The 20,991-nt window shown below is 61.6% G+C and carries 15 protein-coding genes and 2 pseudogenes; 13 read left to right on the top strand and 4 right to left on the bottom strand.

Annotated features, from left to right (window positions below):
- Window positions 1-9 precede the first annotated feature (9 nt).
- Both ampD and ampE read left to right on the top strand, forming a co-directional pair.
- On the top strand, window positions 10-573 hold the full coding sequence (ampD, locus tag HCI85_RS05215) for a 1,6-anhydro-N-acetylmuramyl-L-alanine amidase AmpD (RefSeq protein WP_167142682.1): 564 nt from the start codon (window positions 10-12) through the stop codon (window positions 571-573).
- Window positions 570-1,406 carry a regulatory signaling modulator protein AmpE gene (gene ampE, locus HCI85_RS05210; protein WP_167142679.1) on the top strand — a complete coding sequence of 279 codons (837 nt, stop codon included), beginning with the start codon at window positions 570-572 and terminating at the stop codon, window positions 1,404-1,406. The genes ampD and ampE overlap by 4 nt, the downstream gene beginning before the upstream one ends.
- Window positions 1,407-1,412: 6 nt before the next feature.
- Here ampE and HCI85_RS05205 read toward each other — a convergent pair.
- Window positions 1,413-2,306, bottom strand: a pseudogene (locus tag HCI85_RS05205) (ROK family protein).
- Between the two features lie 252 nt (window positions 2,307-2,558).
- Here HCI85_RS05205 and HCI85_RS21205 point away from each other — a divergent pair.
- Both HCI85_RS21205 and HCI85_RS21200 read left to right on the top strand, forming a co-directional pair.
- Window positions 2,559-3,698, top strand: a pseudogene (locus HCI85_RS21205) (HAMP domain-containing protein); the annotation flags it as partial.
- 144 nt (window positions 3,699-3,842) lie between these two features.
- A complete protein-coding gene (locus tag HCI85_RS21200; RefSeq protein WP_372239942.1) occupies window positions 3,843-4,556 on the top strand; it encodes a methyl-accepting chemotaxis protein in 714 nt (237 codons plus the stop codon).
- 65 nt (window positions 4,557-4,621) lie between these two features.
- Here HCI85_RS21200 and HCI85_RS05195 read toward each other — a convergent pair whose 3' ends face one another.
- Together HCI85_RS05195 and HCI85_RS05190 are read right to left on the bottom strand one after the other, a co-directional pair.
- Entirely contained in the window at window positions 4,622-5,320 is a 699-nt protein-coding gene (locus HCI85_RS05195; RefSeq protein ID WP_167142673.1) for a response regulator, read from the bottom strand.
- Window positions 5,295-8,693: an ATP-binding protein gene (locus HCI85_RS05190; protein WP_167142670.1), complete on the bottom strand. Its 3,399-nt coding sequence runs from the start codon at window positions 8,691-8,693 to the stop codon at window positions 5,295-5,297. Before HCI85_RS05190 ends, HCI85_RS05195 begins: the two co-directional genes overlap by 26 nt.
- 280 nt (window positions 8,694-8,973) lie before the next feature.
- Here HCI85_RS05190 and urtA point away from each other — a divergent pair, with 280 nt between their 5' ends.
- The 7 genes from urtA to HCI85_RS05155 all read left to right on the top strand — a co-directional run bounded on the left by urtA (window position 8,974) and on the right by HCI85_RS05155 (window position 15,778).
- Window positions 8,974-10,203, top strand: a complete 1,230-nt coding sequence (gene urtA / locus HCI85_RS05185) for an urea ABC transporter substrate-binding protein (RefSeq protein WP_167142666.1) — start codon at window positions 8,974-8,976, stop codon at window positions 10,201-10,203.
- Between the two features lie 101 nt (window positions 10,204-10,304).
- The gene (urtB, locus tag HCI85_RS05180; RefSeq protein ID WP_167142662.1) at window positions 10,305-11,222 is read left to right on the top strand and encodes an urea ABC transporter permease subunit UrtB; all 918 of its coding nucleotides are present in this window, start codon (window positions 10,305-10,307) and stop codon (window positions 11,220-11,222) included.
- Window positions 11,223-11,233: 11 nt separating this feature from the next.
- A complete protein-coding gene (gene urtC, locus HCI85_RS05175; RefSeq protein ID WP_160085517.1) occupies window positions 11,234-12,406 on the top strand; it encodes an urea ABC transporter permease subunit UrtC in 1,173 nt (390 codons plus the stop codon).
- Window positions 12,403-13,164 carry an urea ABC transporter ATP-binding protein UrtD gene (gene urtD / locus HCI85_RS05170; protein ID WP_160085516.1) on the top strand — a complete coding sequence of 254 codons (762 nt, stop codon included), beginning with the start codon at window positions 12,403-12,405 and terminating at the stop codon, window positions 13,162-13,164. Before urtC ends, urtD begins: the two co-directional genes overlap by 4 nt.
- A gap of 66 nt (window positions 13,165-13,230) precedes the next feature.
- Window positions 13,231-13,920, top strand: coding sequence for an urea ABC transporter ATP-binding subunit UrtE (gene urtE / locus HCI85_RS05165; protein ID WP_090249267.1), 690 nt, complete (start codon window positions 13,231-13,233; stop codon window positions 13,918-13,920).
- 213 nt (window positions 13,921-14,133) lie between these two features.
- A complete protein-coding gene (gene fmdA / locus HCI85_RS05160; protein WP_167142659.1) occupies window positions 14,134-15,363 on the top strand; it encodes a formamidase in 1,230 nt (409 codons plus the stop codon).
- 67 nt (window positions 15,364-15,430) lie between these two features.
- Window positions 15,431-15,778 carry an FmdB family zinc ribbon protein gene (locus tag HCI85_RS05155; protein ID WP_167142655.1) on the top strand — a complete coding sequence of 116 codons (348 nt, stop codon included), beginning with the start codon at window positions 15,431-15,433 and terminating at the stop codon, window positions 15,776-15,778.
- A gap of 209 nt (window positions 15,779-15,987) precedes the next feature.
- Here HCI85_RS05155 and cra read toward each other — a convergent pair whose 3' ends face one another.
- Window positions 15,988-16,974 (bottom strand): catabolite repressor/activator, encoded by a 987-nt coding sequence (gene cra / locus HCI85_RS05150; protein ID WP_167142652.1) that lies wholly within the window; start codon window positions 16,972-16,974, stop codon window positions 15,988-15,990.
- A gap of 228 nt (window positions 16,975-17,202) precedes the next feature.
- Between cra and ptsP the strand changes: the two genes are divergently transcribed.
- Both ptsP and pfkB read left to right on the top strand, forming a co-directional pair.
- Entirely contained in the window at window positions 17,203-20,064 is a 2,862-nt protein-coding gene (gene ptsP, locus HCI85_RS05145) for a phosphoenolpyruvate--protein phosphotransferase (protein ID WP_167142649.1), read from the top strand.
- On the top strand, window positions 20,064-20,984 hold the full coding sequence (pfkB, locus tag HCI85_RS05140) for a 1-phosphofructokinase (protein WP_167142646.1): 921 nt from the start codon (window positions 20,064-20,066) through the stop codon (window positions 20,982-20,984). The genes ptsP and pfkB overlap by 1 nt, the downstream gene beginning before the upstream one ends.
- Window positions 20,985-20,991: the final 7 nt, after the last annotated feature.

Here is a 20,991-nt window from a genome sequence, read left to right as displayed (position 1 = left end):
GAGTCTTTCATGCAGCTGGACCCTTCCAGTGGCTGGTGCGATGGCATCCAGCACTGCCCATCGCCGAACTTCAATCAGCGACCGCTGGGCGAAGTCTCCCTCTTGGTGATTCATAACATCAGCTTGCCGCCTGGTCAGTTTGGTACGGGCAAGGTGCAGGCGTTTTTTCAGAATTGTCTGGACGCCGATGAACATCCCTATTTCGCCAGCATTGCCAGCCTGCAGGTGTCCGCGCATTTCTTTATCGAGCGTGATGGCGCTGTTACGCAATTCGTTTCCTGTAACGAGCGCGCCTGGCACGCCGGGGTGTCGCGGTTTGCCGAACGGGAAAACTGTAATGATTTTTCCTTAGGCATTGAGCTTGAGGGCACCGATGATCTGCCGTTTACGGCCGCGCAGTATGCTGCGCTGATTGAACTGACCCGGCAGCTGCAGACGGCTTACCCGGCGATCTCGCTGGAGCGCATTTGTGGCCATAGCGATATCGCGCCGGGCCGCAAGACCGACCCCGGCCCGGCATTCGACTGGCAACGCATACGCATTGCATTGCAGCAAGACAAGGAGCTGACATGAATTTTCTGGTGCTATTGCTGGTGCTCTGGGTCGAGAAGTTTTCGTCCTGGCGTAAGCCCATTCAACACGATGGCCCATGGTTGCGTTTGCTGGCTGCAACTGAGATCAAGCCGCAGTGGGCTGAGCGGCCTTGGCTGGTGTTGGCCGTGCTGGTGCTGTTGCCGTTGTTCGTGCTGGGCTTGATTCTGCTGATCCTAGAACCGCTGGCTTATGGTTGGCTGGCGTTGCCGGTGCATCTGTTGGTGGTGATTTACAGCTTGGGGCGTGGTGATTTGTTGGCGGCATTAGGGCCGTTTCGCGACAGCTGGCGCCGTGAGGATGCCGAGGCCGCGTACCTGGTAGCGCGGCGCGATCTGGCCCTGGAAGCGGAGGAAGAGGGCGAGTTGCTCCAGCGCGTACAGGGGCATCTGGTGTGGCAGGCCTACCAGAGTTTCTTTGCGGTGATCTTCTGGTATGCGCTGCTAGGGCCTTTGGCGGCGCTGGCATATCGGCTGGTCGCCCTGGCCAGTGAACATGCCACGCTGCCAGCCTTGCGTGAGGCAGCAGTGCAGGTACGCCACGGCTTGGACTGGTTGCCGGTGCGTGTACTGGCTGCCAGCTTTGCCATGGTCGGCAACTTCGCCGGCGTCAGCCGCACCTTGCTGCATGAGCTGCTCAGCTGGGATATCAGCGCCGCACAATTGGTCATCATCACGGCGCGGGCTGCTGGCGAAACGCCGGAGCCGGTGATTGGCGAGGCCGGTGTCAGCACTCTTGATGGGCTGTGGCAGCTGCTGGTGCGTGCGGCGGTGTTCTGGTACGCGGTGTTCGCTGTGTGGACCCTGCTTATTTAAAACAGGCTAATCGTTCCACAACCAGGCGGCGCCACGCACACCGCTTGAGTCGCCGTGGCGGGCCTGCAGCAGGCGTGTGTTGACCTGATCGGAAAACACATAGCTCGGCATCAGAGGCATCACCTGGGAGTAGAGCGCCGTATTGTTGGACAGCCCACCGCCCAGCACAATCACATGCGGGTCCATCAGGTTGATCACCGCTGCCAAGCCGCGTGCCAACTGGTCGTAGTAGCGGGTAACGGCTTCCTGCGCATCAGCCTGGCCGGCGCCTGCCGCACGAACCAGCTCACCTGCTTCCAGGCCAAGGCCGCTGCGTGCTGCCCAGCCTGGACCGCTGAGAAAGGTTTCAATGCAGTCATCCTGGCCGCAATAACAGCGGCGGCTTGGGCCATCCTCATCACGTCGCCAAGGCAAGGGGTTGTGTCCCCATTCGCCGGCGATGGCATTCGGGCCGCTGAGCAGTTGCTGGCGCACGACCAGTCCGCCGCCAACGCCGGTTCCAAGAATTACCCCGAAAACACTTATGGCACCTTCGCCTGCGCCATCGCAGGCTTCTGAAAGGGCAAAGCAGTCGGCGTCATTGGCCAGGCGCACTGGGCGCTGGAGGCGCTGCTAAAGGTCGGCTTGCAGATCCTGGTCGATCAGGCACTGCGAGTTGGCATTCTTGATCCGCCCATGGTCGGGCGAGCGCGCCCCTGGGATGCCAACGCCTACGCTGCCTTGGATGCCCAGTTCGCGTTCGCAATCTTCAACTAAGCTGGCAATCAGACCGAGGGTTTTAAGGTAATCGCCCTGGGGTGTTGGGGCGCGGCGGCGCAAGACTTGCTGGCCATTGTGCAGGGCGATTATTTCGACTTTGCTGCCACCCAGGTCAATACCGAGCTTCAGTTGTTTGCGCATCATTAACCTTAAGTTACAGAGGTTGGAGTCGATAAGAGGTATACATGACGCCCTGCTCGGTCGTTATTTTGTGACATTTATCACATTAATCTGCCTGTATTTACCCGGTTGATGCAAATGCCACAGGTCGAGCAGCAAGGGACATACAAGCCGCCGTTTGAGACCCTGAACGACTGTTTTGTAACCTTACACGACAATAATTAGAACTGGAGACGTCCTGTGAAGACCGTGTTGTATCCGGCCATCGCGCTAATGAATCGCCTCAGCTTCGGCATGAAGTTCAGTCTGATCAGTGTTCTGTTCTTTCTGCCCATGCTGGTCACCAACTTCTATTTGGTGCGCGACTCCTATATGCAGTTCGTCAGTACCCAGGCGGCGCTCGAGAGCATTGATCTGCTCGATGAGAGCCTGACGTTGCGGCGTAATCTTGAGGACTTCGTCGACCTCACCGAAATCAACGCAATGATCGGTCAGTCGGGCCAAGCGGGTGATCTTGAAGCGCGGCTGGTCAAGCTGCAAGGCAGCATCGGTGAGGCGTTGCAGGGCATGGCGGCGGTGGTACGCGAGCCTGAGCAGATTGAGGAATTCAACAACAAGCGTGATCAGTTGATTGCCGAATTAGGCGCTGTGCAGGCCGAGACGTCGCTGCAGGGCAAAATTGCCCTTGCTGAAAAACTGCTGGGCAGCTCCCAGGTATTTATCAAGTTGGTCGCCGCCCAAGCCGGCCTGAGCCAGGACCGCCAGGGTTCTGTGCGGCAGATGATTGAGCTGGTGTCCGTGGACACGCCCAAGGTCACGGCAGTGCTGAGCGAAGGTCGCGCGGTTGGTGCTTACTCCCTGGCTCAAGGCTTTCTCAATTCCTCTGCCAGCACCACGTTTGACGAGCTGTTGCTGGAGCTGGAAAAGCTGCATGCCGAGTACGGCTTGAACCTGCAGGCTTCACTTAACAGCAGCGCGCAGGCTCGCACCGAACTCGCAAGCCAAGCCGCCAGCAGCCTGGAAACCCTGAAAACCACCGCAGTGTTGTTTGAAGACAAGGTGGTGATTGCCGATTCGCTGGACACGCCATGGGCGCAGTTCTATGCCGATGTCAGCGGTGCCATGGATCAAACCTACCAGCTCAATCATGCGGTGCTGGCGTTCCTCGATAAACAGCTGCAAGTCCGTCTGGAAGAAAACCGTACGCACATGGTGTTGCTGGTCGCGGCCCTGGTGGTGGTGTTCCTGCTGATCGTCTACCTGTACAGCGGTTTTTATGTGTCGATCCGCACCACGCTGAAAAAGCTCGGTCAAGTGATGAACCAGGTGGCCGCTGGCGATATGACTGTCAGCTTCAAGGCGCAGAGCCAGGATGAGTTGGGCGAGCTGGGCCAGGTATTTAATGAGACGGTCAGCAAGATCCATCAGCTGATCGAGCGTGTCGGCCAGACCGTGGTTGAGGTTGAACGTCAGGCAGACCGTGTGCAGCAGGTCTCCGGCGAAAGTAACCAGGCGGTAGCCGGCCAGCGCGGCCAGATTGATCTGATCGCCACTGCGATGAATGAGATGTCTGCCACTGCCCAGGAAGTGGCGCACAGTGCTGCCGCTGCAGTGGGCAGCGCCCAGAGCGTCAACGATGAAACGGTCAGCGGGCGAGCGCTGGTCGAGTCGCAAGTCGGCAGCATCCAGCGGTTGGCGGGTGAAATCGATCAATCCGTGGGCGTGATCAATAAGCTGGCCAGCGACAGTGCGTCGATCAGCCAGGTGTTGGATGTGATCAAAGGCATTGCCGAGCAAACCAACTTGCTGGCGCTCAACGCGGCCATCGAGGCAGCGCGAGCGGGTGAACAAGGTCGCGGCTTTGCCGTGGTGGCGGATGAGGTGCGTAACCTGGCCAAGCGTACGCAGCAGTCCACCGAAGAAATCGAGTCGATGATCGCCAAGCTGCAAAGTGGCGTCGGTGCTGCGGTCAAGGCCATGAGTGCGAGCCACAAGATGGCTGATACCACCGTCAATGAGTCGGGCAAAGTGCAGCAGGCGCTGGAAAATATCCTCGGCGCGGTGGGCATGATCGTCGACCAAAACCAGCAGATCGCCACCGCTGCCGAAGAGCAGACCGCCGTGGCGCAGGATATCGACCAGAACATTGTCGAGATAAGCCAGGCCGGTGAGCGTACTGCCGAGGGTGCCAGCCAAACTGAACAGGCCAGCCGCGAGCTGTCCGGGCTGGTGGCGCGTCTCAAACAGCTGATCGGTGCATTCCGCGTCTGATTCGCCACTGCCCAGCAAAACCCGCCACCTTGGCGGGTTTTTTTATGCCTGGCTGTCAGTGTGGTTCAGGCGCGCTCGGCCATGGCGGAGAGGGCTACCGAGGTAGCGGCGGTGCGGGTTTCCACGCCTAGCTTCACGTACACGTGTTCCAGGTGTTTGTTCACCGTGCGCGGGCTGAGGCCGAGGATGTCGCCGATGTCGCGGTTGGTCTTGCCACAGGCTACCCAGCGCAGCACTTCTACCTCCCGTTCGGTGAGCTGAAAACGCGCCGAGAGGGTGGCATAGGCTGGCTCATCGTTCAGCGTCAGCGGTTGCACCTGACTGGCGGCGCGCGCTGTTTGCAGGATACGCGCGGTGCGCAGGTGTGAGGCTACGCGGGCGAGAACTTCCTCGGTGTTGATCGGCTTGGTCACATAGTCGATACCGCCAGCGGCGAAGCCTTTGACCACATGCTCGCTGTCGGTCAGGGCGGTCATAAACAGCACTGGAATGTCGGCAGTGGCCGGATCGGCCTTGATCCGCTGGCAGGTTTCGAAGCCGTCCAGCCCCGGCATCATCGCATCGAGCAGAATCAGGTCCGGGCGCCGGCGCTGGATGCGGCTGAGCGCGCTCAAGCCATCCAGCGCCACCAGCACCATATAGCCCACTTCATCGAGGGCATCGGAGAGCAGGGCCAGGTTGTCCGGGGTGTCGTCGACGATCAGGATCACCCCGCGTTCGGCCGGGCTGGGGTTGTGCTCAGATGGATTGGTCAGCGCGTTCATGTTCGGCCTCCTTGAGTTGGCGGTTGAATTCGTCCAGACGGTAGCTTTTCACCAGTGCGCGCAGGGGCGTGGTGAAGCTGGTGCTGGCGGGTGTCAGCCGATCAATGGCGTCGAGTTTCTCCAGAATGCCGCGGATATAGCCCATGGCGCCGAGCTCGCGCAGCACTCCGAGATCAGTTGCGCTAGGGCGAACAGTCGCATTTGGTGTGGCGGCCGGGAGTTGCAGCGTGCGCCGCAACCACTGCAGGTCGAGGTGTTTGTGGATGCGTTCGAGTAACTCGGGGGTATGCACTGGTTTGGCCAGGTAGTCACTGCAGTCGGCGCTAACGCTGCGTTCACGGTCATCGGCAAAGGCGTTGGCTGAGATCACAATGATTGGGGCCTTGCTCTGTGCGTTGCGGCGAATCAGTCGGCTGGTTTCCCAGCCGTCCATCTGCGGCATCGACAGGTCCATGAGGATCAGGTCAGGCTGCAGCAGCGCAACCTGGCGGATGGCTTCCTGGCCACTGGCGGCCTGGGCGATGCTGAAACCCAGCGGTTCGAGCATGCCGGCCAGAACGCGGCGGTGTTCGATATGGTCATCCACCACCAGAATCAGCCGGCGCCGGCCCTGATAACCAATGATGTCGTGCTCTACATGCACCACCGCCTGCGGCACGCGCACCTCGGAGAGGAACAGGCGCACCTGGAAGCTGGTGCCCTGGCCTTGCATGCTTTTGACTGACAGCTCGCCGCCCATCAGCGAGGTGAGCATGCGCGTGATTGTCAGGCCGAGGCCGACGCCGTTGTCCTGGCGCATCAGGTCGCCGCGCTCGAATGGCTGGAAGATCCGCTCAATCTGCTCGGGGTCGATGCCGATACCAGTGTCGACGATCTCGAAGCTGGCGGTTTCGCGCAGGTAGCTGACGCGCAGGCAGACCTCGCCGCTGTCGGTGAAACGCACCGCGTTGCCGAGCAAGTTGATCAGGATCTGCCGCACGCGCTTCTCGTCACCGCGTACCACCGCCGGCATACGCCCGCTGGTTTCCAGGCGAAAGCGCAGGCCCTTCTCTTCAGCCTGCGGGGTGAACATGCGTTCGAGCTGGTGGATAAATTCGGGGAAAGGGATTTCCGTCAGCTCCAGGTTGAGCTTGCCGGCCTCGATCTTGGCTACATCGAGCAGCCCGTCAATCAGTGACAGCAGGTGCGAGCCACTGCGGAAAATGGTGGCCAGGGCGTCCTGGTGTTGCCCCGGCATGCCGGCATCGCGCTGCAGAATTTGCGTGTAGCCGAGGATGCTGTTGAGCGGCGTGCGCAGCTCATGGGACAGGCCGGTGACGTAGCGGCTCTTGGCCGCGTTGGCGGCTTCGCTGGCTTCCTTGGCTTTCTGCAGAGCCTCGTCGGTCTTGCGGTGGGCTTCGATTTCCTGCATCAGCAGTTGGGTCTGGCGGTCGGATTCCTCCTGCGCCACCCGCCGGCTTTCGCGTGTCAACACCACCCACCAGGCGAGAATCGCGGCGAATAGCGAGAGGGTCAGAAAGGCTTTGAGAAAAGCCAGGTAGAGGGTGTCCTGCGCCTCCGCTGATTGCGCCACCAAGCCCTGTGATACCTGGCTGTAGATCAGTGCCAGAGCACCGAACAGCAGCGCCACCAACACGGTCAACAGACCCAGGTACTGTGCCAGGCGGCTGTGCAGGCGCGGGATCGAGACTCGCGGGAACAGCCAGCGAATAAAGTCGTCGAGCTGCTCGGACAGCCGCGCCCGCGGCTTGCAGGCATCGCCGCAACGCGCATCGAGTGAGCAGCACAGCGAGCAGATCGGCGTGCTGTAGGCCGGGCAGAAGGCCATGTCTTCGCTTTCAAAGGCGTTGCTGCACAGGCCGCATTGCACCGTGGTGGTCACGCCGAGGGGATAGAGCAATAGCGGGTCGCTGCTGCGCGCCAGGTAGTAGCGCCCGCCGGTCAGCCAGGCAATCAGCGGGGCGAAGAGCATGGCCGAGCCGAGTGCAACGAGCGGCGAGGCGGCCTGGGCAAAGGCGCCGAACAAGCCGCCGTGGGCCAGGATCGACAGCAAGGAGGCGATCAGCATGGCGCCGACGCCGACCGGGTTGATGTCGTAGAGGTGTGCGCGCTTGAACTCGATGTGCTTGGGCGACAGACCCAGCGGCTTGTTGATCACCAGGTCGGCGACCACCGCGCCGATCCAGGCGATGGCGATATTGGCGTACAGGCCGAGCACTTCCTCAATGGCCTGGAACACCCCCAGCTCCATCAGCATCAGCGCGATGGCGACGTTGAACACCAGCCACACCACGCGCCCCGGATGGCTGTGGGTGACGCGGGCAAAGAAGTTCGACCAGGCCAGCGAGCCGGCGTAGGCGTTGGTCATGTTGATCTTCACCTGGCTGACGATAACGAACAGCACCATGGCTGCCAGTGCCCATTCCGGTGAACTGAACACATAGTTGAACGCCACCAGGTACATCTGCGTCGGTTCTGCGGCGCGCTCCATGGGTATTTCATGTTGCAGAGCGAGAAAGGCCAGAAAGGCACCGGCGAGCATTTTCAGCGCGCCGGGGATGATCCAGCCGGGCCCGGCCATCAGCAGCGCGGCCCACCAGCGTTTACGGTTGCGCCGAGTCTTTTCCGGCAGAAAGCGCAGGTAGTCGACCTGTTCACCAATCTGCGTGACCAACGCCAGGGCCACGGTGCAGGCAGCGCCGAAATACAGCAGGTTGAACGCGCCGCCTTCACCCTCGCGCCCGGCGAAGCTGGTCCAGTCGCTGAGTGCTTCGGGGTTTTTGCCGATGACGAAAACATAGGGCAGGAACAGCAGAAACAGCCACAGCGGCTGGGTCCACATCTGCAAGCGGTTGATCAGGGTGATGCCGTAGGCCACCAGCGGGATGACGATCACCGAGCAGATCACATAGGCCAGCGCCAGCGGGATGTTGAAGTACAGCTCCAGGGCCAGGGCCATGATCGCCGCCTCAAGGGCGAAGAACAGGAAGGTGAAGCTGGCGTAGATCAGCGAGGTGATAGTCGAGCCGATATAGCCGAAGCCGGCGCCACGGGTCAGCAGGTCCATGTCCACGCCATAGCGCGCAGCGTAGTAGCTGATCGGCAGACCGGTGAGAAAGATCACCAGGCTCACCGCGAGGATCGCCCACAGCGTGTTGGTAAAGCCGTAGCTCAGCGCCAGAGCACCGCCGATGGCTTCCAGGGCGAGAAACGACACCGCGCTCAGGGCGGTGTTGGCGATGCGCAGCTCCGACCATTTGCGAAACGACTTGGGGGTGAAACGCAGGGCGTAGTCCTCCATGGTCTCGTCGGCGACCCAGCTGTTGTAGTCGCGGCGGATTTTGACGATGCGCTGGGTGCCATTCGGCTGCACAAGGACGCTCCTGAGTCGTGGCTAATACGCTTGTTTGAATTTGCAACATCCATGCCCTGCGTCTGCAACCGCCGTCCTTGCGCGCGCGGACCTCTGTCTGCCTGCAGCACGGGCGTGAGCTTGCACCAGCGTGGGGCGCGGAGCTGTACGTCAGATGACGTATGCCGTTACGTCAACCTGCGTATACCGTCCGCGCCGGTGGCAAACGCATGCTGGTGGCGAACCGAACTGGTACCCGCAAGGCGAGCCAGGGAGGAAAACCACCCAGAGGAGCATGACCATGGATTCACCGACTCGCTTTCTCCCTCGTCGGCTAGCGTTGGGTGCTGCGGCACTCTCGCTGCTGGCGGCCAGTGTGTTCAGCCAGATGGCCCTGGCCGACGTCAACACCACCGGCCTGGCCGTGACCGACACCGAAGTGACGGTCGGTCAGCTGCACTCGGCCACCGGCACCATGGCCATTTCCGAAACCGGTTCGATCCAGGCCGAGCGCTTGGCCATCGAACAGATCAACGCCAGCGGCGGCATCCTCGGCCGGCAGATCAAGATCATTCAGGAAGACGGCGCCTCCGATTGGCCGACCTTCGCGGAAAAAGCCAAGAAGCTGCTGGTCGGTGACAAGGTTGCCGCCGTGTTCGGCTGCTGGACCTCGGCCTCACGCAAAGCCGTGCTGCCGGTGTTCGAGAAGGAAAACGGCCTGCTCTACTACCCGACCTTCTATGAAGGCCTGGAGCAGTCGAAGAACGTTATCTACACCGGTCAGGAAGCCACCCAGCAGATCCTCGCCGGCCTCGACTGGATCGCCAAGGAGAAGGGCGCCAAGACCTTCTACCTGATCGGGTCGGACTACATCTGGCCGCGCACCTCGATGAAGATCGCGCGCAAGCACATCGAAAACGTGCTCGGCGGCAAGGTGGTGGGCGAGGAGTACTACCCGCTGGGCAACACCCAGTTCGGTTCGCTGATCAACAAGGTCAAACTGAAGAAGCCTGACGTGGTCTTCACCGCAGTGGTCGGCGGCTCCAACGTGGCCTTCTACAAGCAGATGAAAGCCGCCGGCGTCACCAGCGCTAAACAGAACCTGCTGACCCTGTCGGTAACTGAGGACGAGCTGCTGGGCATCGGCGGCGAGAACATGGACGGCTTCTACGCCTCCATGAAGTACTTCCAGAGCCTCGACAACCCGAACAACAAAGCCTTCGTGGAAGCCTTCAAGGCCAAGTTCGGCAAGGACTCGGTGATCGGCGACGTGACCCAGGCCGCCTACCTCGGCCCATGGCTGTGGAAGGCTGCAGTCGAGAAAGCCGGCAGCTTCGACGTCGACAAGGTGGCTGCCGCCTCTCCAGGCATCGAGCTGACCACTGCGCCGGAAGGCTACGTGAAGGTGCATGACAACCATCACCTGTGGAGCAAGACCCGCATCGGCCAGGTGCAGAAGGATGGTCAGTTCAAGGTGGTGTTCGAATCCGACCTGATTGAGCCGAACCCATTCCCGAAAGGCTATCAGTAACAGTGGCCTAAGCCGGACTCAGGGCAGGGCGTATCCGTGAGGGTGCGCCTGACGCCTTTACGGGCTGACGTGTTTCTTTCTTCCAGCTGGAGACCATTATCATGGAATGGCTATCGGAATTTGGTGCCATCGCGGCCATGCAGGGCTTCAACGGCTTGTCCGTTTTCTGCGTCCTGCTGCTGATGGCCCTGGGGCTGGCGATCATCTTCGGCCAGATGGGCGTGATCAACATGGCCCACGGTGAGTTCCTCACCATAGGCGCCTACACCACCTACGTGGTCTCGGTACTGACCGAGCAATACGCGCCGTTTTTCGGCCCGTACTATTTTTTTCTCGCCATCGTGCTGTCGTTTTTTATCGCCGGTGCGATTGGCTGGCTCGCCGAGTGGGCGATGATCAGCAAGCTCTACCAGCGCCCGCTGGATACCTTGCTGGCCACCTGGGGGCTGTCACTGGTGATGCAGCAGGCCTTCCGTTCGATCTTCGGTGCGCGGGAAGTCAGCGCCACCTTGCCGGAATGGCTGATGGGCTCATGGAACCCCACCGAGGCTATCGATATTCCGCGTAACGGCCTGTTCGTCATGGGCCTGACCGTGCTGATGACCGGCATGATCTTCTTCATGCTTTACCGCTCGCGCTGGGGCTTGCAGGTGCGCGCCACGGTGCAGAACCGGGTGATGAGCCGCGCCGTGGGCATCAACACCAAGAAGGTCGACCGCATGACCTTCGCCCTCGGCTGCGGTGTTGCCGGTGTGGCGGGTGCGGCCTTCACCACCATTGGCTCGACCGGTCCAACCGCCGGTTCTCTGTACATCGTCGACACCTTCCTGGTGGTGGTCTTCGGCGGCGCATCGAGCCTGCTCGGCACCATCGCCTCGGCCTTCAGCATTGCCCAGGCGCAGTCGCTGATGGAGTTCTTTATGAGCGGTTCGATGGCCAAGGTGTTCACCCTGTCTGCGGTGATCCTGATTCTGATGCTGCGTCCGCAAGGGCTGTTCTCCATCAAAGTGCGAAAGTAAGGAGCCGTCCCATGAACCCGACACTCGATAAGTTTCTTGGCGGCAAGCAGGGCGCAATTGGCCTGGCGGTGCTGGCCACATTGATCCTGGTGGTGTTCCCGCTGGCGCTGGATGCCTTTCGCCTGAACATGGTCGGCAAGTACCTGACCTACGCCTTCGTCGCCGTGGGCCTGGTGCTCTGCTGGGGCTATGGCGGCATTCTCAGCCTCGGCCAAGGCGTGTTCTTTGGCCTCGGCGGCTATTGCATGGCGATGTTTCTCAAGCTCGAAGCCAGCGACCCGGAAAGCACCAAGATCCAGTCCACCCCCGGCATTCCGGACTTTATGGACTGGAACCAGATCACCGAATTGCCGCTGCTCTGGCAGCCGTTCCACAGCTTCGGTTTCACCTTGCTGGCGGTGATCGCGGTGCCGGTGATATTGGCGCTGGTGATTGGTGTGGCGATGTTCAAGCGCCGCGTCGGTGACGTGTACTTCTCCATCGTTACCCAGGCGATTGCGCTGATCCTCACCGTACTGATCATTGGCCAGCAGGGCCTGACCGGTGGGGTCAACGGCATCACCGATCTGAAAACCCTGATGGGCTGGGATATCCGCGACGACAGCTCGAAGATGATCCTCTACTTCATCAATGCCTTCCTGTTGTTCGGCTGCATCCTGATCGGCCGCTTTATCCTCGCCTCCAAGCTCGGCCGCTTGCTCATGGCGATGCGCGACAAGGAAGAGCGGGTGCGCTTCTCCGGCTACGACGTGGCCAGTTTCAAGATATTCGTGTTCTGCGTGGCGGCGGCGTTTTCTGCTATCGGCGGAGCGATGTTCGCCTTGCAGGTGGGCTTTATGTCACCGAGCTTCGTCGGCATCGTGCCGTCGATCGAGATGGTGATCTTCGCTGCCGTCGGCGGGCGTATGTCGCTGCTCGGCGCGGTGTATGGCGCGCTGCTGGTCAACTACGGCAAGACCTACTTTTCCGAAACATTCCCCGAACTGTGGCTGTACCTGATGGGCGGCCTGTTTATCGCCGTGGTCATGTACTTCCCCAACGGCCTGGCTGGCCTGTGGGAAAGCCACGGGCGCAAATGGCTGGGCAAGCTGGCTCGCAAACCTGCAGCGCCGGCCACGCCAGCACCTGTTGCTGAGGCCCCGGTGGCCAGCAGCCAACCCCGTGAACTGGAGACCACCCCATGAGTCAGCCAAGTGCATTTCAGATGCCCAAACCGGTGCTGGCCATTGAGGGCCTGACCGTATCGTTCGATGGTTTCAAGGCGGTGGATGACCTTAACCTGTACATCGACCGCAACGAGGTGCGGGTGGTGATCGGCCCAAACGGCGCTGGCAAGACCACGGTGCTCGACCTGATCTGCGGCAAGACCAAGGCCACCGCCGGCAGCATCCAGTTCGAGAACCGTGAGCTGACCAAGATGCGTGAGTTCGACATCGTCCGTGCCGGGGTCGGGCGCAAGTTCCAGAACCCCTCGATATACGAAAACCTCACGGTGTTCGAGAACCTGGAGATGTCTTACCCCAAGGGGCGCAAGGTGTTCGGCGCGCTGTTCTTCAAACGTACCGCCGAGGTGATTGCGCGGGTCGAGCAGATCGCGGCGGAAATCATGCTCACCGACAACCTCTACCTGCAGGCTGACCTGCTGTCCCACGGCCAGAAGCAGTGGCTGGAGATCGGCATGCTGCTGATGCAGGACCCGGCGCTGCTGATGCTCGACGAGCCGGTGGCCGGTATGAGCGTCAACGAACGCATGCAGACCGCCGAACTGCTCAAGCGCATCAGCAAGGGCCGCTCGGTACTGGTGATCGAGCACGACATGGAGTTCGTCAAAAGCATCGCGCACAAGGTCACCGTGCTGCACCAGGGCAAGGTGTTGGCCGAGGGCAGCATGGAGGCGGTGCAGAGCAACCCGAAAGTGATTGAGGTGTATCTGGGGCATTGAGTGGCTTCACGCATCCATCAGCGCTAGCCCGGATGGCATCCGGGTACGTTCAACAAGGAGTTTTCCATGTTCCAGATCAGCAACCTCGCCTCCGGCTATGGCCAGAGTCAGATCCTCCATGACCTCAACCTGAATGTGGCCAAGCGCGAGATCGTCGCGGTGATGGGCCGTAACGGTATGGGCAAGACCACACTGTTCAAGAGCCTGATGGGCGTGCTGCCGCAGTGGGGCGGGCAGATCAGTGTGGACGGTTGCGACATTTCCAAACTGGAGACTCATCAGCGAGTCGAGAGCGGCATCGCCTACGTGCCTCAGGGGCGAATGATCTTCCCCAGCATGACCGTGCTGGAGAATATCCAGACTGGCCTGCCAGCCTCAGCCAAGGGCAAGGTGCCGGACGATCTCTATGCACTGTTTCCGGTGCTCCAGGAGATGCGCCACCGTAAAGGAGGCAACCTTTCTGGCGGTCAGCAACAGCAACTGGCCATCGCCCGCGCACTGGCGACCAACCCCAAGGTGCTGCTGCTGGATGAGCCGACCGAGGGCATCCAGCCGTCGATCATCAAGGACATCGCCCGCACCCTGAAGGAGATTCGCAATCTGCGTGACTTGACCATCGTGGTCTCCGAACAGGTGCTGTCGTTCACCATGGAAATCGCCGACCGCTTCCTGGTGATCGAGAAGGGCAAGTTCGTGGTCGAGGAGACTCGCGACAAGGTCGACGAGGCGACGATCAGCCGTTATTTGTCGGTGTGATGGCTCACCCGCAGTAGTTCAAATTTAAAGCTTTGCGGCTGGCGTGTTCTCCATGCGCTGGCCGCTTTTTCATGCCTGGAAAACGGCTCGTTAATGCAGGTGCTGGGCATACGTCATCCGACGTATTTGCGGTTTTTCGCCGCCGTTCAAGACTAGCTCCGTACCCCGGCGCAGTGGCGCCAAGCCCTCATCCATGGTCCCAGGAGCTTTGTCATGACCGAAACGCTGATCAAGGTCGACCTCAACCAGCCCGCCACCGAAAACGAGCAGATCCACAACCGCTGGCACCCGGATATTCCGATGGCCTGCTGGGTCAAGCCGGGTGACGATTTCATCCTCGAAACCTATGACTGGACTGCCGGTGCGATCAAGAACAACGACGACGCCAGCGATGTGCGCGACGTGGATCTGTCCACCGTGCATTACCTGTCCGGGCCGGTGGGCGTACACGGCGCCGAGCCGGGCGATCTGCTGGTGGTCGACCTGCTCGACATCGGCGCCATGCCCGACTCGCAGTGGGGCTTCAATGGCTTCTTCTCGCGGCAGAACGGCGGTGGTTTCCTTACCGACCACTTCCCTATGGCGCAGAAGGCTATCTGGGATTTCAAGGGCATGTTCACCAGCAGCCGACACATTCCCGGGGTTAACTTCGCCGGGCTGATTCACCCCGGTCTGATTGGCTGCCTGCCGGACCACAAGATGCTCGCCGACTGGAACAAGCGCGAGCAGGAACTGATCGACACCGACCCGCACCGCGTGCCGGCCCTGGCCAACCCGCCGATGGCGCCGACTGCACATATGGGCAAGATGAAGGGTGAGGCGCGCGACCTGGCCGCGTTGACCGGTGCGCGTACCGTGCCGCCGCGTGAGCATGGCGGTAACTGCGACATCAAGGATTTGTCCCGCGGCTCGAAGATCTTCTTCCCGGTGTATGTGAATGGCGCCGGGCTGTCGGTGGGCGATCTGCACTTCAGCCAGGGCGACGGTGAGATCACCTTCTGCGGCGCCATCGAAATGGCCGGCTGGGTGCATATGAAGGTCGAGCTGATCAAAGGCGGCATGGCCAAATACGGGATCAAGAACCCGGTGTTCAAGCCCAGCCCGATCACCCCGAACTACAAGAATTACCTGATCTTCGAAGGCATCTCGGTGGACGAGGCCGGCAAGCAGCATTACCTGGACGTCAATATTGCCTACAAGCAGGCCTGCCTGAATGCCATCAACTACCTAACCAAGTTTGGCTACTCGCCGGCCCAGGGTTATGCGCTGCTCGGTTCGGCGCCGGTGCAGGGGCATATCAGCGGCATCGTCGATGTGCCCAACGCCTGCGCCACTCTGTGGCTGCCGACGGAGATCTTCGAGTTCGATATCAACCCTAACGCCAACGGCCCGACCAAGTTCCTCGACGGCAGCATCGACCTGCCCATCGCCCCGGACAAGTAACCCGATGACCCCTCTCCCGAATTCGGGAGAGGGCGGTTGCTTAGCCATGATGAAGAGGAATGCCGTTATGCCGATTTACGAATACGACTGCATCGATTGCGGTGATTTCACCCAGCTGCGGCCGATGGCCGAGCGTGACCAGCCCTGCAGCTGTCCCTGGTGTGGCGGGGCCAGCGCGCGGGTGATTCTCAGCGCGCCGAGCCTGGCCACCATGTCCGGCAGCCAGCGCCGTGCCATTGCGGCCAACGAACGCAGTGCCAATGCGCCACAAACGGTTGAGGAGTACGCGCAGAGCCGTAAGCACCCGAAAGGTTGTGGTTGCTGCACACCGAACAAACCTTTGGCGCCAACCAAGGCCAATCCCCATGCACTCAAGACCAAACCCAGCGCACGGCCGTGGATGATCAGCCACTGAAGCCCTTGCGGGTGAGCTGCAGGGTCGTTGTATATAAATGCATTCAAGATCAATCGTTTAGCCCACAGTAATGGTGCAAAACACTGTGGATAAGGTGTGCGGCCCTGGCGCTTGGTCAAGCGGCTTGCGGTCTGCAGGGCGCTGGTTGTTTATTGACCAGCTGCTTCGCGTAGTCGGGCCGCGTGCCCGGCGGCAGCCCTGCGTATGCGCTACATGCGCGCTCTGAAGCGGCGGCTGATGGCTTCAATGCCCGGTTGATAGTCAGCCTGCTCTACGGCTTGCAGCGCCCAGGCCATCACCCGTTCGGCGATCTGCTCATGTTGCTGGCTGGTGGTGTTGACCCGCATCGGCAGAAAGTCGAGTAACCGGGTGTCGCCGAATGTGGCCAGGCGCAGTGCCGACCAGGCGGCATCGGGCTGCTGATAAATCGCGTCCAGCACGCCCTCAAGCAAGACATACGCGGTGGTGATCAGTGCATCCGGCGGCCCGTCTGCAGCAATCAGATCGTGCATCTGCTGGTAGCCACTGTCACGGCTGAAGTGCTCGCTGTGATAAACGCTGACGCGCCCGTCGAAATCCGCCAAGGCCTTATGGAAGCCTTGCTCGCGTGCCTGGCTGATCACCAGTTCCGGGCGTGCGCCAAGCAGGGCGATATGCCGGGGTTTGGGCGTGAGCAGGCTGTGCGTCAACTGCTGGCCAGCCGCTTCATCATCACTGATCACCGAACGAATGTGGCCGGGGTTAAGTGCCCGGTCCACTGCAATGATCGGCAAGCCGTCGCTGACCAGCTTGGGGTAGAGCGGGTCGTCCTGTGGCAGGCAACTGGCGACGATCAGCGCCGCACAGCGGCGTGAACGAAACAAGCTGATCAACTGCCGCTCGCTGTTCGGGTTGTCATCAGAGCTGGCAATCAGCAACTGATACCCGGCGGCGCGGGCCTTCTGTTCCAGCAGCTTGGCCAGGCGGGCGTAGCTGGGGTTTTCCAGGTCCGGGAGGATAAAGCCCAAACAACGGCTGTCGCCACGGCGCAGCCCCGCGGCCTGCTGGTCGGGACGATAGCCGTATTGCTCGACCACCGCCTGCACCCGTTCTACGGTTGTGGGACTGATTCGCCGCTGAGCGGCTTGGCCATTGATCACATAGCTGGCGGTGGTTACCGAGACCGCTGCCAGCCTGGCGATGTCACTGAGTTTCACGGGCGTAGCACTCTTTCACTGAGGGATATCCGGGCTGGAATACAGGGCCGCGAGGGGTGTCGGTTGCGGGCGCTGGCCACTGTGCTGTTATCCGTGTCGGGCTTCAAGGATTACCCATAATCAGCTAAGGTGCCACTGCTTGATGAATCGTTTCAGCAATGTTGTTCATCAGGCGGGTTTCAAGCCAGCCGCGACACCTTGTCAAACCGGATAGCCAGAGGAATACCCATGCTCGAACTTGATGCCAGCCAGATCCAAATGGGCTGCCATGCGGCGGATAAGGCGCAGGCACTGGCCATGCTGAGCGAGGCGCTGGTCGAGGGTGGGCTGGCCACTGCAGCGTATCTGCAGGGTTTGCAGGCACGTGAGGCGCAGGGTTCGACTTTTCTTGGGCAGGGCGTGGCGATCCCGCATGGCACGCCGCAAACCCGCGATCACGTTCTGCGTACCGGGGTGCGGTTGATCCAGTTTCCCGAGGGGGTCGACTGGGGTAATGGTCAGCAGGTGTACCTGGCTATCGGTATTGCCGCGCAGTCCGATGAGCACTTGTACCTGCTGCAATTACTCACTCGCGCGCTGGGGGAGGGCGATCTCAGTCAGGCGCTGCGTCAAGCGCGCGAGCCCGAGCAGCTCGTCGAACTGCTGCAAGGTGCGCCACAGGCGCTGGCACTGGACGGCCAGTTGGTCGGGTTGGGGCTGCACATTGAGGACTTTGACGAGCTGCTGTGGCAAGGCGCGCGACTGCTGCGGCAGGCCGAGTGTGCCAGCAGCGGCTTTGCCCTGGGCTTAGCGCGCAGCGAGCCGCTGCCCCTAGGTGAGGGGCTGTGGTGGCTGCACAGCGAACAGAGCGTGCTGCGCCCCGGTTTGGCGTTTGTCACCCCGGCGCAGCCCCTGCAGTTTCGCGGAGAGGTGCTGAAAGGGCTGTTTTGCCTCGCCAGCCAGGGCGAGGCGCACCGTCAGGCTCTGGAGAGGTTGTGTGATGTGCTGATCGGCGGCCGCGCTGCCGAACTGAGTGAAGCCAATGACAGTCGCCTGGTGATCGAGGCGCTGGGCGGCGAAGTCGCCCCAGACTGGCCGAGTTTGACTCTGCCGCTGCTCAATGCCCATGGTTTGCATGCGCGCCCGGCCAAGGTACTCAGCGAGCTGGCACAGCGTTTTGGTGGCGAGTTGCGCGTCCGCTTGAGCGGCGATGAAGGGGCAGGGGTATCGGTGAAAAGCCTCAGCCGTTTGCTGTCGCTGGGTGCGCGGCGTGGGCAGATGCTGCACTTCAGCGCCGAGCCGAGTATTGCCGCCGATGCCTTGCCCGCCCTGCAAGCGGCGCTGGAAAGCGGTTTGGGCGAGGCAGTGGAACCGTTGCTGGCCGAGCAGGGCGCGGCGCTGTTGCCGGCGGCTGCGCCCGTGCCAATGGCGCCGCCCGCGGGCAGTCAGTTGATAGCGGTGGCGGCATCGCCCGGCATCGCCATCGGCCCGGCGCTGGTACGGATCTTTCCGCGCTTTGAATATGCCGAGCACGGCCAGGGTGTTGATGCCGAGCGGCAGCGCCTAGAAGCGGCGCGTGCGGTGGTCGCCGGGCAGATTCAGCGCCTGGTCGACGGTGCCGGTGTGGCCAGTATTCGGGAAATATTCAGCGCTCACCTGGCGATGCTTGATGATCCCGCGCTGATTGATGATGTTGAGGTTCGGCTGCTCGCCGGAGCCAGCGCCGAAGCGGCCTGGCAACACGAAATCGATGCTGCTGCGCAGCGTCAGGAGGCGTTGCACGACGCGCTGCTGGCCGAGCGCGCGGCGGATTTGCGTGACATTGGCCGGCGTGTGCTGGCGCAGTTGTGTGGCATTACCTTGCCCGACGAGCCGCGCGAGCCCTACATCCTGGTGATGGATGAGGTGGCGCCCTCGGATGTCGCCGGTCTCGATCGGCAGCGTGTAGCCGGTATTCTCACCGCGCGCGGCGGGGCCACTGCGCACAGTGCGATCATTGCCCGCGCCTTGGGTATTCCTGCGCTGGTCGGTGCCGGTGAGGCGGTGCTGGCGCTGGCGCAGAACACCCTGTTGTTGCTGGATGGCGACAGCGGGCTGCTGCGCGTAGCACCGGATCAGGCCACCCAGCAGCAGGCCCTGCGTGAGCGCGAGGCAGCGCAACTGCGCCAGCAGCAGGCCCATGCCGAGCGCCTGCAGCCGGCCATCACCCGTGATGGTGTACAGATTGAGGTGGCCGCGAATATTGGTGCCAGTGGCGAAACCGCCGAAGCCGTGGCGCTGGGTGCCGAGGCGGTCGGCCTGTTGCGCACTGAACTGGTGTTTATGGAGCACGCCCAAGCCCCGAACCAGGCGGCGCAGGAGCGCGAATACCGGCGTGTGCTGGATGCCCTGAACGGACGACCGCTGGTGGTGCGCACCCTGGATGTCGGCGGCGACAAACCGTTGCCTTACTGGCCGATGCCGAGTGAAGAAAACCCCTTCCTTGGCGTACGTGGCATTCGTCTTAGCCTGCAACGGCCGGACATTCTGGAAATCCAGCTGCGCGCCTTGCTGGCCTCGGCCGATGGGCGTGCGCTGCGGATCATGTTTCCCATGGTCAGCACGGTTGAAGAGTGGCGTGTGGCGCGTGATATGGCGCAGCGTTTACGTGAAGAAATTCCCGTGGCAGACCTGCAACTCGGGATCATGATCGAAGTGCCCTCGGCTGCGCTGATGGCTCCTGTGTTGGCGCGGGAAGTGGACTTCTTCAGCATCGGCACTAACGACCTGACTCAGTATTGCCTGGCCATCGACCGCGGCCATCCGACCCTCTCGGCGCAGGCTGACGGCTTGCATCCAGCGGTGTTGCGACTGATCAGCATGACGGTCGACGCCGCGCATGCCCACGGTAAGTGGGTCGGCGTGTGCGGCGAGCTGGCCAGTGATCGTTTGGCGGTGCCGCTGCTGGTTGGCTTGGGGGTGGATGAGCTGAGTGTGTCACCGCGCTCGATTGCCCTGGTCAAGGCGCGCGTGCGCGAATTGACGATGAGCGCCGCACGCACCCTGGCTGAGCAAGCGTTGACACTCGACAGCGCTGCGGCTGTGCGTGCCCTGATCGCGGGGATGCACTGATGGCCCGTATTCTGACCCTGACCCTGAACCCGGCGCTGGATCTCACGGTTAGCCTCGACAAGCTGATCCCCGGTGCAGTCAATCGCAGCCTGGGCCTCACGCGTCACGCCGCTGGCAAGGGGCTGAATGTCGCCCAAGTATTGGCTGATCTGGGCCATCACCTGACGGTCAGCGGTTTTCTTGGCAGCGACAATGCGCAGCCATTTGACAATTTGATGCAGGCCCGTGGTTTTACCGATGCCTTTATCCGCGTGCCGGGCGAGACCCGCAGCAATATCAAACTGGCCGAGGCCGATGGGCGGATTACCGATCTCAATGGTCCTGGTTTGCAGGTCGAGGACGAGCACCTGCAGAGCCTGCTCGATAACCTGACACCGCTGGTGGCGGGGCACGATGCGATTGTGGTGGCCGGTAGCCTGCCGCGTGGCGTGAGCACAGCGTGGTTTGCCGCGTTAGTGCATCGGCTCAAAGCCAGTGGCGTGCCGCTGGTGCTCGACAGCAGTGGCGCGGCGTTGCAGGCCGCGTTGCCCATTGCGCCCTGGATGATCAAACCCAACGAAGAGGAGCTCAGCGAAGTCTGCGGCAGCGACCTCACGGCGGCTGTGCGTCAATTGCGCGGGCAAGGCATCGAGCATGTTGTGCTGTCGCGGGGCAGTGCCGGTGTCGACTGGCATGGCCCCGGCATTGCCTTGCGCGCCATACCGCCTCGCGTTGAGGTCGTCAGCACAGTCGGTGCTGGCGATTCGCTGTTGGCCGCCAGCCTGCACGGCCTGCTGCAAGGCTGGCCGGCTGAACGCACCTTGCGTATGGCGACGGCGGTGGCTGCGCAGGCGGTGACGCAGATCGGCTTTGGCATCCATGACCGCGAACAATTAGCCCGCTTAGAAGCCGCTGTGCGGCTACAGCCCTTGCAAGAATAAGAGGCAT

This window comes from Pseudomonas sp. OTU750018, from assembly GCF_011636575.1.
GTDB classification, from domain to species: domain Bacteria; phylum Pseudomonadota; class Gammaproteobacteria; order Pseudomonadales; family Pseudomonadaceae; genus Aquipseudomonas; species Aquipseudomonas peli.
This window is presented reverse-complemented; position numbering and strand designations above follow the sequence as displayed.

What these genes read in the sequence shown, in the direction of transcription:
- ampD (WP_167142682.1), top strand. Translation starts at nt 10, where the DNA reads ATGCAGCTGGACCCTTCCAGTGGCTGGTGCGATGGCATCCAGCACTGC.
- ampE (WP_167142679.1), top strand. Translation starts at nt 570, where the DNA reads ATGAATTTTCTGGTGCTATTGCTGGTGCTCTGGGTCGAGAAGTTTTCG.
- HCI85_RS21200 (WP_372239942.1), top strand. Translation starts at nt 3,843, where the DNA reads ATGAATGAGATGTCTGCCACTGCCCAGGAAGTGGCGCACAGTGCTGCC.
- HCI85_RS05195 (WP_167142673.1), bottom strand. Translation starts at nt 5,320, where the DNA reads ATGAACGCGCTGACCAATCCATCTGAGCACAACCCCAGCCCGGCCGAA.
- urtA (WP_167142666.1), top strand. Translation starts at nt 8,974, where the DNA reads ATGGATTCACCGACTCGCTTTCTCCCTCGTCGGCTAGCGTTGGGTGCT.
- urtB (WP_167142662.1), top strand. Translation starts at nt 10,305, where the DNA reads ATGGAATGGCTATCGGAATTTGGTGCCATCGCGGCCATGCAGGGCTTC.
- urtC (WP_160085517.1), top strand. Translation starts at nt 11,234, where the DNA reads ATGAACCCGACACTCGATAAGTTTCTTGGCGGCAAGCAGGGCGCAATT.
- urtD (WP_160085516.1), top strand. Translation starts at nt 12,403, where the DNA reads ATGAGTCAGCCAAGTGCATTTCAGATGCCCAAACCGGTGCTGGCCATT.
- urtE (WP_090249267.1), top strand. Translation starts at nt 13,231, where the DNA reads ATGTTCCAGATCAGCAACCTCGCCTCCGGCTATGGCCAGAGTCAGATC.
- fmdA (WP_167142659.1), top strand. Translation starts at nt 14,134, where the DNA reads ATGACCGAAACGCTGATCAAGGTCGACCTCAACCAGCCCGCCACCGAA.
- HCI85_RS05155 (WP_167142655.1), top strand. Translation starts at nt 15,431, where the DNA reads ATGCCGATTTACGAATACGACTGCATCGATTGCGGTGATTTCACCCAG.
- ptsP (WP_167142649.1), top strand. Translation starts at nt 17,203, where the DNA reads ATGCTCGAACTTGATGCCAGCCAGATCCAAATGGGCTGCCATGCGGCG.
- pfkB (WP_167142646.1), top strand. Translation starts at nt 20,064, where the DNA reads ATGGCCCGTATTCTGACCCTGACCCTGAACCCGGCGCTGGATCTCACG.